This is a genomic window from Rheinheimera sp., assembly GCF_036568245.1.
Lineage (GTDB): Bacteria > Pseudomonadota > Gammaproteobacteria > Enterobacterales > Alteromonadaceae > Alishewanella.
Genome location: NZ_DATCSY010000034.1, coordinates 1 through 10,429, shown reverse-complemented (window position 1 = coordinate 10,429; position 10,429 = coordinate 1). Strand labels below are relative to the sequence as shown.

General features: G+C 46.8%; 9 protein-coding genes. 5 read left to right on the top strand and 4 right to left on the bottom strand.

Annotation, left to right across the window (positions count from 1 at the left end; translation table 11 throughout):
* Both VIN66_RS01545 and VIN66_RS01540 read right to left on the bottom strand, forming a co-directional pair.
* Positions 1-941 (bottom strand): GAF domain-containing protein (locus VIN66_RS01545; RefSeq protein ID WP_331922354.1); only part of this gene is annotated, 941 nt, incomplete at its 3' end.
* A 247-nt stretch (positions 942-1,188) separates the two neighbouring features.
* Entirely contained in the window at positions 1,189-1,584 is a 396-nt protein-coding gene (locus tag VIN66_RS01540) for a c-type cytochrome (RefSeq protein ID WP_331922353.1), read from the bottom strand.
* Between the two features lie 579 nt (positions 1,585-2,163).
* Between VIN66_RS01540 and polA the strand changes: the two genes are divergently transcribed.
* Positions 2,164-4,959, top strand: a complete 2,796-nt coding sequence (polA, locus tag VIN66_RS01535; protein ID WP_331922352.1) for a DNA polymerase I — start codon at positions 2,164-2,166, stop codon at positions 4,957-4,959.
* A 589-nt stretch (positions 4,960-5,548) separates the two neighbouring features.
* Here polA and yihA read toward each other — a convergent pair.
* Positions 5,549-6,178 carry a ribosome biogenesis GTP-binding protein YihA/YsxC gene (gene yihA / locus VIN66_RS01530; protein ID WP_331922351.1) on the bottom strand — a complete coding sequence of 210 codons (630 nt, stop codon included), beginning with the start codon at positions 6,176-6,178 and terminating at the stop codon, positions 5,549-5,551.
* Positions 6,179-6,359: 181 nt separating this feature from the next.
* Here yihA and VIN66_RS01525 point away from each other — a divergent pair, with 181 nt between their 5' ends.
* The 4 genes from VIN66_RS01525 to VIN66_RS01510 all read left to right on the top strand — a co-directional run bounded on the left by VIN66_RS01525 (position 6,360) and on the right by VIN66_RS01510 (position 9,293).
* Positions 6,360-6,986: a c-type cytochrome gene (locus VIN66_RS01525; protein WP_331922350.1), complete on the top strand. Its 627-nt coding sequence runs from the start codon at positions 6,360-6,362 to the stop codon at positions 6,984-6,986.
* 599 nt (positions 6,987-7,585) lie between these two features.
* Complete coding sequence (locus VIN66_RS01520) at positions 7,586-8,236, top strand: class I SAM-dependent methyltransferase (protein WP_331922349.1); 651 nt, start codon at positions 7,586-7,588, stop codon at positions 8,234-8,236.
* A gap of 53 nt (positions 8,237-8,289) precedes the next feature.
* Entirely contained in the window at positions 8,290-8,835 is a 546-nt protein-coding gene (gene yihI / locus VIN66_RS01515) for a Der GTPase-activating protein YihI (protein ID WP_331922348.1), read from the top strand.
* Positions 8,836-8,837: 2 nt separating this feature from the next.
* Complete coding sequence (locus VIN66_RS01510) at positions 8,838-9,293, top strand: DUF2489 domain-containing protein (protein WP_331922347.1); 456 nt, start codon at positions 8,838-8,840, stop codon at positions 9,291-9,293.
* A gap of 19 nt (positions 9,294-9,312) precedes the next feature.
* Here the strand turns inward: VIN66_RS01510 and VIN66_RS01505 are convergent.
* Positions 9,313-10,429 (bottom strand): amidohydrolase family protein (locus VIN66_RS01505; RefSeq protein WP_331922346.1); only part of this gene is annotated, 1,117 nt, incomplete at its 5' end.

The following is a 10,429-nucleotide window of genomic DNA, read 5'->3' as shown; positions in this document are numbered from 1 at the left end:
CGGCGTATCTCTCCGGCATTGACCAGCTCGGTAGCTTTGTCGCTGTTAATCAACCTGGCATCACCACAGCGAATCACATACTCGGTAAAACCACGGCTCAGCGGACGCTCTCTGGCTGGTGGCGAATATTGATCAAGATAGAACGGAAAGGTCAGTTTTGCTTTTTCCTGATCTAACAGTGCTATATAGCAATTCTCTGCAGGCATCAGGCCAGAAAGTACCTGATGTACAGCATGATAGAAGCTGCTCATATCATGGCTGCTGGCAGTGAGCTCTGATATACGGTACAGCGCAGCCTGCAACTGCTCAGCATTACTGCGCTCTTTAATTTCTTTCTGCAGGGAACTGTTAATCTTCTGCAACTGACGGGTGCGCTGTCGTACAGTATCTTCCAACAACTCCCGGCTTTTTACCCTATCCAGGGCTGTAATGGTGTGTCCGCCAATACTGCAGAACAGATCTAAATCAGACTCGGTATAAAGCTGTTTTTCGTTATAAGACTGGATTGCCATTACGCCAATCACTTTACTGCCACGGCAAAGCGGAATACCCAGCCAATGTGTACTTGGCGACCCCTGAGATTGGATATGGCCTTCGGCAATCAATTGCTCAAACTGCTGATTGTCACAAAGTAGCGGCTTACCTGTGCGGACAACATAGCCGGTCAGGCCACTGGAGAATGCGCTTGAAGGAACCTGAGCGATAATCTGCTGATCTTTCTCATCAGAAAAGTATTGCGGCGAATACTGTTGGCTGTCGTTGTCGTAGAAAACGACGTAGAAATTTTCGGCATGCAGCAACTCTGACACCATCTTATGAATTGCAGGGTAAAAATCCCGCATATCACTGATCGTGCTTGCTAATTCTGACAGTCGTAATAAGGCGCCCTGAGTAATGTACGCCTGCTTATAACGCTGTGCCAGCAATGTTAGGCGGCGCAATTTGTTTTCCGCCTGTTTTTGGCTTTTGTTCAGCTTCGTTGATCCCTTCAACCCTGACTCTTATTTTTACAATCGAATAGCTTCGACTTTATGTTAACAGCGCATCATTATGCACAAAGTTTAACCACATGGAAGAGAAATGCGGCTATTATTTATACCTTTCTTAGGTTAATTTTTTATATAAAACAACAAAGACAATAAAGGCCACCGCTTAGTGGCCTTCAACTAACAATGTTAGCGACGTAATTTAGACACCTTCAGTCATAAACTTAATCGCAGCAGCGATCTCATCGTCACTACAGTCACCGCAAGTGCCACGTGCCGGCATATTTCGAATGCCTTCAATTGCATGTTTCAATAAGGTATCAAAGCCTTGCTCTAAGCGAGGTTTCCAGGCCGCGTCACCTTTCTTCGGTGCGTCCAGTGCGCCTGTACCGTGACAGGCAAAGCAGGCGGTTTGGTACACTTTCTCACCACTGCGCGGACCTGATGCGCCCGCTGCTGGCGCAGCTGCTGCACCGGCAACATATACTTGCCCTACAGGTGCAAGGCGCTTAGCCAAAGCTTCTTTGTCTGCATCAGCGCTGGCATGAATGCCAAAAGTCGTTAACAGCAAAGCTATCGCGAGGGTGAATTTAGTCATGTTATAAGTTCCTGTGGTAATGTCCGCACAAAGTTTGCGCCATTATAGCCTTCAAGCTATTGCGAGGGGAAGCCCCATAGTCACTCCCGGACGTTGATAGCTAACCGTTCGCCCAATAACGAAAAAGAAATTGAAGTAACACCGATGTAGCTCGAAAACCCGGCGACATAGCGCCAATGCTTGTATATGCTTTTCATGTCAGTTCAGGGCTTTTTTAAAAGCAAAATTATTTAAGAGTTTTGCTTTGCATCTGCGTTCATTATGGTAGTCTACTTGACCGGTAGATGCGCTGAGGATCTGGATTGTTCTGCCGGAGGAAAATATCGAAAAGTGTTTTCCACAAGAAGGAAGTACAAAAATAATAAGATGGGTTTTGCAGTATCCCCTTTATTTTGTTTTATAAAACAATGAATTAGATGTTTCCTAATCTGGGCTTCTGTTTGAGGCGCCAGCCTTTCTGTTTTTGTTTTTCACAAAGTTATCCACAGCTTTTGATATGATAACGCCTCGCTGACTTGCTGGCAGTGGATAGGGCGCTGTGGCATGCTATAACTTTCACTCTTCAGGACAATATTACTGATGGTTTCTATTCCCGGTACTCCGCTAATTCTGGTCGATGGATCGTCTTATCTGTTCCGTGCCTATCATGCGCCACCGCATTTAACCAATTCCCGCGGCGAAGCCACAGGCGCAATCTACGGTGTGGTAAACATGCTTAAAAGCTTGTTACGTCAATATCAGCCACAACAGATGGCGGTAGTGTTTGATGCCAAAGGTCCTACGTTTCGCAACGATATGTACAGTGAATATAAGGCAAACCGTCCTCCGATGCCTGACGATTTGCGTAGTCAGATTGAACCACTGCATCGCATTATAGAAGCTATGGGATTGCCGCTGCTGTGCGTCAGTGGTGTAGAAGCAGATGATGTTATCGGGACATTAGCGCGTCAGGCCAGCCTGGAAGGGCGGCACACATTAATTTCTACCGGCGATAAAGATATGGCGCAACTGGTAGATAAACATGTCACGCTTATTAATACCATGACCAATACTGTGCTTGACCCGCAAGGCGTAGTGGATAAGTTTGGTATTCCGCCAGAGCTTATCATTGACTACCTGGCGTTGATGGGCGACAAGGTCGACAATATTCCGGGTTTACCTGGTGTTGGCGAGAAAACTGCAGCAGCTTTGCTGCAAGGACTTGGCTCAATACAGCAGATTTATCAGCAGTTAGATAAGGTCACTACATTAAGTTTCCGTGGTGCTAAGACTATGGCCGCGAAACTGGATGAGTACCGCAGCCAACTGGAGCTGTCATATCAACTGGCCACCATCAAAACAGACGTTGAACTGCCATATCGACTGGCTGATCTGATGATTAAAACCGCTGATAACAAACGCCTGGCCGAACTTTATAAAGAGTGCGAGTTCCGCCGCTGGCTAAGTGAAGTGCTAACAGCTGGAACAACGGGTAGCGCTGATGCTGAAAGCAGTTCAGGTCAGCTCAGTATGCTGGCAGATGAAAGTAGTGACGACACTGCGCAAAACACCACAGAAGCCCAATCTGCGCAGTATACAACCGTACTGGATAAGAGCACATTCGACAGTATGCTGCAGCAGCTTAATGCTGCAGAGTTGACAGCTTTTGACACTGAAACAACCAGTCTGGACTATATGCAGGCCGACTTGGTGGGGTTGTCTGTTGCCACCGCGCCGGGGATCGCATGGTATGTACCAGTGGCTCACGACTATGTTGGCGCTCCTGAGCAACTTGAGCGTGACTGGGTTTTAGAGCAATTAAAACCCTGGCTTGAAGACGATAGTAAAGCCAAAGTGGGGCAGAACCTTAAGTATGATAAAAGTGTTCTGGCACGATACAACATCGTGCTTGCGGGGATCCGATTCGACACCATGCTTGAGTCTTATGTACTGAATTCAGTAGCAGCACGGCATGATATGGACAGCCTGGCACTTAAATACCTCGGCTACAAAACGGTGAGTTTTGAAGATATTGCAGGTAAAGGCGCCAAGCAGCTGACATTTAATCAGATTGAGTTGGAAAAGGCGGCACATTATGCAGCTGAAGATGCTGACATTACGTTAAGGCTGCATCAGACGCTATGGCCTCAGTTAAAGCAGCATCAGGGGCTGGTTACAGTGCTGCAGGATATCGAAATGCCGCTGGTAGACATATTGTCCCGCATAGAGCGGCACGGTGTGCTGATTGACGCTAAGCTTCTGGCCACACAAAGTGAGCAACTGGCAGCACGCATTGCTGAGTTAGAAAAGCTGGCATTTGAACAGGCTGGTAAGCCTTTTAATCTATCTTCGCCGAAGCAGCTGCAGGAAATTCTGTTCGAACAAATGCAATTGCCGGTGCTTAAAAAAACACCGACGGGCACCCCGTCAACTGCAGAAGATGTGCTGGCTGAGTTGGCTCTTGAATACGACTTTCCCAAACTCATTACTGAACATCGTGGCTTGACCAAACTCAAATCCACTTATACTGATAAGCTGCCACGGATGCAAAATGCGCAAACCGGCAGAGTACATACGTCCTATCATCAGGCTGTAGCGGCGACAGGCCGGCTTAGCTCAACGGATCCTAATTTACAAAACATCCCAATCCGCACCGAAGAGGGGCGGCGGATACGTCAGGCATTTATTGCACCGCCAGGTAAAAAAATCGTCGCTGTGGATTATTCCCAGATAGAGCTGAGGATTATGGCGCATTTATCGCAGGATAAAGCGCTACTTGATGCCTTTGCACAGGGACGTGATATTCACCGGGCAACTGCGGCTGAGGTGTTTGGTGTGGCGCTGGATGAAGTTACGTCAGATCAGCGTCGTAGTGCCAAAGCTGTTAACTTTGGTCTGATATATGGTATGTCAGCTTTCGGTCTTGCCAAACAACTTGGCGTCAGTCGTAATGAAGCTCAGCAATATGTTGATCGTTACTTTGAAAGATTCCCTGGTGTTTTGGATTACATGGAGCGTACCCGTAAGCAAGCCCATGAGTCAGGGTATGTTGAAACGCTGTTTGGCAGAAGATTATACCTGCCGGAGATAAATGCGCAGAATATGGCACGGCGTAAGGGCGCGGAGCGTGCTGCGATCAATGCTCCGATGCAGGGTACTGCTGCAGATATAATTAAAAAAGCTATGCTCGTTGTAGATAACTGGTTAGGACAGCAGGACAAGCCCGCTGCTGCAATGATAATGCAGGTGCACGATGAGCTGGTTTTTGAAGTGGATGCAGACAAAGTCTCTGCTGTTAAACAGCAACTGGTTGAGTTAATGGCGAAAGCGGCTCAATTGGATGTACCGTTACTGGCAGAAGCCGGCGATGGCGATAACTGGGATCAGGCGCATTAAATATTTTGAACTAACAGTGTCAGGACTGAGTCTGAAAGCTCAGTAATGCTGTTAATTTCTCTCCTGTACCCTTTGTAACCCGCCTGAATGGCGGGTTTTTTTATGCTGCCTGGTGGGTTTGGTAATTTAATTACTTAAATTTGCTTTAGCTTTAACTTATTTTGTTGTTTTGTAGTTTTATTACAGAAATAACTTGCATTCTGTCACTGTCTGGTTAAAATTTGACGTGTAGGGTACAGAGGTAAGATGTTCTATCTTTCAGTGTCTGGGGTTTTAATCGCCTCAGTGCAGGAAAGTAGGCTTATTTAGCCGCCCCACTGCTTGCAGTGGGGCGTTTTTTTTGCTGTTTTGAAATCGATGGCATTGCACTTGTGACAATGCAGAAGATGGCGATCGGTTGCAACGGGTCGCTGAAAGTTGATCGGCAAACTGAAAATTTATTAGATTTTTTAGAGCAAATACTTCAAACCGGTAAAAATTGCTGTATAATGAAACTGTCTTAGCAATAAGACACCCTGTTGATTTGAAATTATAGCTTCTCCCCGTTTGCTATGACCGACACCTTGGAGTGTCGGTTTTTTTATGCCTGTTACTCTGCTACAGTTTCTGCGTCGGCAGCACCAAACCAGAGATCCAGCACCTGTTCCAGCTCAGGTAATCCTTGTTTGTTCAATGAGCTGAAACTATGTACGGTGACATCACCCATAAATGCCAATGCTGCTTCCCGTACTTCCAATAAGGTCTTCTTTCTGGCGCCTGGCCCCAGCTTATCGGCTTTAGTCAGTAAAATAAGCACCGGTAACTTACTCTCTACTGCCCAGTGGATAAGGTCCTGATCGAGATCCTTAAGTGGGTGGCGGATATCCATTAAGACAACCAGGCCTTTTAGGCTGTCACGTTTCATCAGGTATTCAGCCAGCGACTTCTGCCATTTCTGCTTTACTGTTAAAGGTACCTTGGCAAAGCCGTAGCCAGGTAAATCAATCAAACGGCGTGTTGCATCCAGACTAAACGTATTGATAAGTTGGGTCCGCCCGGGGGTTTTACTGGTGCGGGCTAAGTTGTTTTGCTTTGTAAGAGTATTTAACGCGCTGGATTTACCGGCGTTAGAGCGCCCGGCAAAGGCAACTTCTATACCTTCATCAGCTGGTAATGCCGCTATGTCTGGAGCACTGGTTAAAAATGCCGCGCGTTGATAATTAATTTTTGACTTGTACACAGCCTTCTCCGGCGAATCGTTTGGTGCCATTGTAGCGGATCTGAGGGATCGGCAGAAGCTTTTGCGCGCTGTATGGGATTTTACTTTGACCAGTTTCGTGTAAAATAGGCATAAAAATTAGGGTTATTACACTTGGTTGCCAGTATGCTGGCGGTTTAATGCGGACAGAGACGGATAAAAAATGAAAAAAATTCTATTTCCACTGACGCTGTTATTCGGTCTTATCGGAACAGCTCAGGCGTTTGATGGTGATGCCGAAGCCGGTAAAGCGAAATCAGCAGTATGTGCAGCTTGTCATAGCGCCGATGGCAATAGTTTAGTGGATATGTACCCAAAACTGGCAGGGCAGCATGCTACGTATTTGTACAAGCAATTAAAAGACTTTAAAACAGGCATGGAAACCGGTGGCAAGCAAGGCCGTAATAACAGCATCATGTTTGGTATGGTTGCTGCGCTGTCTGATCAGGATATGAAAGATCTGGCAGCATATTTTGCTTCCCAAAAAATGAAAGCGGGCACGACACCTGAAAATGTCATAGCACGTGGTGAAAAGTTATACCGTGGCGGCGATGCCAGCCGCGGCATTGCAGCCTGTATTGCGTGTCATGGCCCACGGGGTTCAGGTTTGGGCCTTGGTGGCTTCCCGAAAATTTCGTTCCAGCATGCTACATACCTTAAAACGACTTTGACTGAATTCCGTGAAGGTAAGCGGGCAAATGACTTAAACGGCATGATGCAGGATATAGCCAGAAAGCTGACCGATGAAGATATTGAAGTGCTGTCGCAATATCTGGGTGGTTTGCACTGATTATTAGTGGCAATCGCTGAATTCTATCGTGGAAAAACCGGTGTTCATCGCCGGTTTTTTTATTTTAGCTGATAAATTTTTGTGAGATATATCTCACATCCGGTGTAAGAAAATGACTTGCCTTAAAATTAGTTGAACTTTTTTTGGCTTGTTCATGTGTTTTAATGTGTTGATTTTAATTGGGAATTATCAATTGGTAAGAAAAAGTGCACTTTTTTTTAAAGTAGCGTATTGCCATATAAACTCATCAGAGTACATTAGCCGTCAGTTACATTTCGTAACGAATGAAAACAAGGACTATCCGCAAGGAAGTGTCAGTACCAGTACGAAAGTGCGCGGTGCCTTTGTTTAGACCACATCCGGATGATGTGCTGCGTGATTTCACGCTCAGGGAAGATTACGAAAGTATCAGGATGATCGTAAAGAATAAAAATACTATAGCCAGGAAGGCAGCATAAAAACAGGAAGAGCAGACAGGGTGTCGTAACTTCATCAGGAAGATGGCAGCGAATGAGAGAAGTGTCCAGTTGACACAAGTATATCCAGGGCGATAAGGCGATCTTATCGCCTTTTTCTTTTGGTAGGTTAATCTTCGGTTTATGTTGAACACCCCTTGCCCTTTATGTCTGGCAGAGCAATGCCAGTTTTTCTATCAGGACAGCCGTCGTCATTATTATCAGTGTCAGTGCTGCAATCTGGTGTTTGCTGACCGTGCGTCAGTACTGTCAGCGCAAGACGAGTTGGCACAGTACCAGCTACACCAGAATGATCTAAACGATGAAGGTTATCGTAACTTCCTGCAACGACTGGCGGGCCCTTTATTGCAAGTGTTACCCTCGTCAGGTTTATCCGGTCTGGACTTTGGTTGTGGTCCAGGCCCTTTGCTGGCGAAAATGTTAACGGAAGCCGGGCATACGATGGCAGTTTGGGATCCGTATTTTGCCGCGGAGGATGCTGTGCTACAGCAGCAGTATCACTTTATCTGTTGCAGTGAGGCGATAGAACATTTTGTGAATCCGGCACAGGAGTGGGCGCTTTGGTTATCTTTACTGAAACCGGGCGGCACTTTGGCCATTATGACAAAACGCTACACCACTTTAGAAGCATTTGCCGGTTGGCATTACAAGCTTGACCCAACCCATGTCAGTTTCTTTAGTGAGAGCACTTTTCGCTATCTGGCAGACAGAGATAATTTTGAACTGGATTTTGCTGCAACAGATGTCGTTATACTGAGGCACCGAAAGCATTAGTGTTTCAGCGTAAATCTGGTTAAAATGTGCGCCCTTTTTTACAGGTAATAACCATGACTCGTCAGAAAAAAACACGTTCGGCCGGCCCGAATGGGCAGCGGCATTTGTCGGCGGAAGATATCCGTAAAACCCGGCAGCCAAAGGAACAGACCAAGAAAAAAGGTGCTGGTTTAAAATCAGGTAGCCGTAACAATGCTACTGTTATTTCGTCTGTGCCAAAAGGGGAGTCAGTAAAAAAGGATAAGCGGCTTGGCAGTAAGAAGCCGATAGCCTTAGTTGCTGCAGATACACAACAGCCAGCGCTGCAAATTCAGCCTAAAGCCAGCCTGGCTAAAGCGAAGCCGGTAGCTATGACAGCTGAGCAGGAACTTGCACTGATAGAAAATGATAGTTATCTGCAACAATTGCTTGAACGGGTTGAGCAGGAAGAAATTCTGACGGGTAAAGATGCAAAGTACTTTAATGCCAAAACGGCACGGTTAGAGCAGCTTTTACAGCAGTTGGGATTAGCTGATGACGCAGAAGACGAAACCTTAGATCCGCTGGCGGCTTTTGAGAGCAAAGACTGGCGCAAAGATTTACTCGGTGATGAGGACTGATTTTGACAACGGCAGTGTGGATATTTTTTGTCGCCGCAACGTTGTTGGTTGCAGGGTTAGCATTCTATGCCGGTACTCTGCTGTGGCAATTGCGGCAACAGAGTAAGCAGGCAAAACAGCAGCTGGCTGAAAAAAAGCAGTATCTGCGCGATAGTATCGTGCTGATCTGTAAGGCTATGCGTGAAGAGCAATGCGAATTATCCGAAGGTGCGCTGCGGGTTTGGGTGTTACTGGATCATCTGGTTCCGGAACATGAGCCGGATCCGGTAATCACTTATCCTGGAATACATCAGATGTATCAGATGGTGAAAGATATGCCAACACACCAGGCACGCAAAGATCAGGATAAAGCTCTGACCAGGCAACAAGACAGTGTAAGGCTGAAAGCTGAACAGGATTTGAAAGACTTTATTCTTGCCGATACGAATGCATTGCTAAAGCGCTTCCAGTCTGCATAAAACCGGAAGCGCGGTATTGCTATTGTCGGTAGATTTGACCAGCTTTCATCACAAAGCTGATTTTTCCCATCAGATTGATGTCCTGCAATGGATCACCTTGTACTGCGACAATGTCGGCCAGCTTGCCTGCTTTAATACTACCGAGTTCATCAGCAACACCCAATAAGCGTGCGCCTTCAATCGTGGCGCTGTGAATCGCTTCAAGAGCTGGCATACCTGCTTCGGTCATATAGATGAATTCGCGCCAGTTATTACCATGTTCGTATACACCTGCGTCAGTGCCAAACGCGATTTTTACCCCGGCTTTATAAGCGTCGGCGAAAGTTTGCTGAATTCTCCCGCCAATGGTGGCCGCTTTGGGTCTGACTAAATCAGGGAAAAAGCCGGCGATACGTGATTTTTCTTCTGCCCATTTGCCAGCACTGATCGTCGGCACAAAGTAAGTGCCTTGTTTTCGCATCATCGACATAGTGTTTTTATCCATGTAGGTACCATGCTCGATAGAATCTACGCCCGCCCGGATAGCGCGTTCCATACCCTCCTTGCCATGGGCATGCACCGCCACTTTCATGCCATAATCTTTTGCGGTACTGACAATCGCCGCCAGCTCTTCATCGGTAAACTGTGGGTTACTGCCGCTTTTGGCAACGCTTAGCACGCCGCCTGTGGCAGTGATTTTTATCAAATCTGACCCTTCTTTATAACGCTGACGTACTGCTTTACGGGCATCATCCGGGCCGTTAATCACACCTTCTTTTGGTCCAGGGTCTGCCATTAATGCATAAGCCAACCCATTAGTCGGGTCGGCGTGGCCGCCGGTTGTAGCGATAGATTTTCCGGCGGCATAAATACGCGGCCCTTTAATATAACCTTTGGCTATGGCCTTTTTAAGCGCCACGCTAATCTGGTTATTGTCGCCAAGCTCCCGCACAGTGGTAAAGCCGGACATGAGGGTTTTCTCGGCAAAGGTAGCACCCCGAAGCGCGTAGTCTGCTTCATTCATGGTGAATCCTTCGCTGTAAACTGAAGGGCTGAATTGCGTGTAAAAGTGCGTGTGCATATCCATTAAGCCGGGCATCACAGTGTGTTGCTTCAGGTCGATAACAATGTCTTCAGTTTCTGCTGTGCGGAACCCG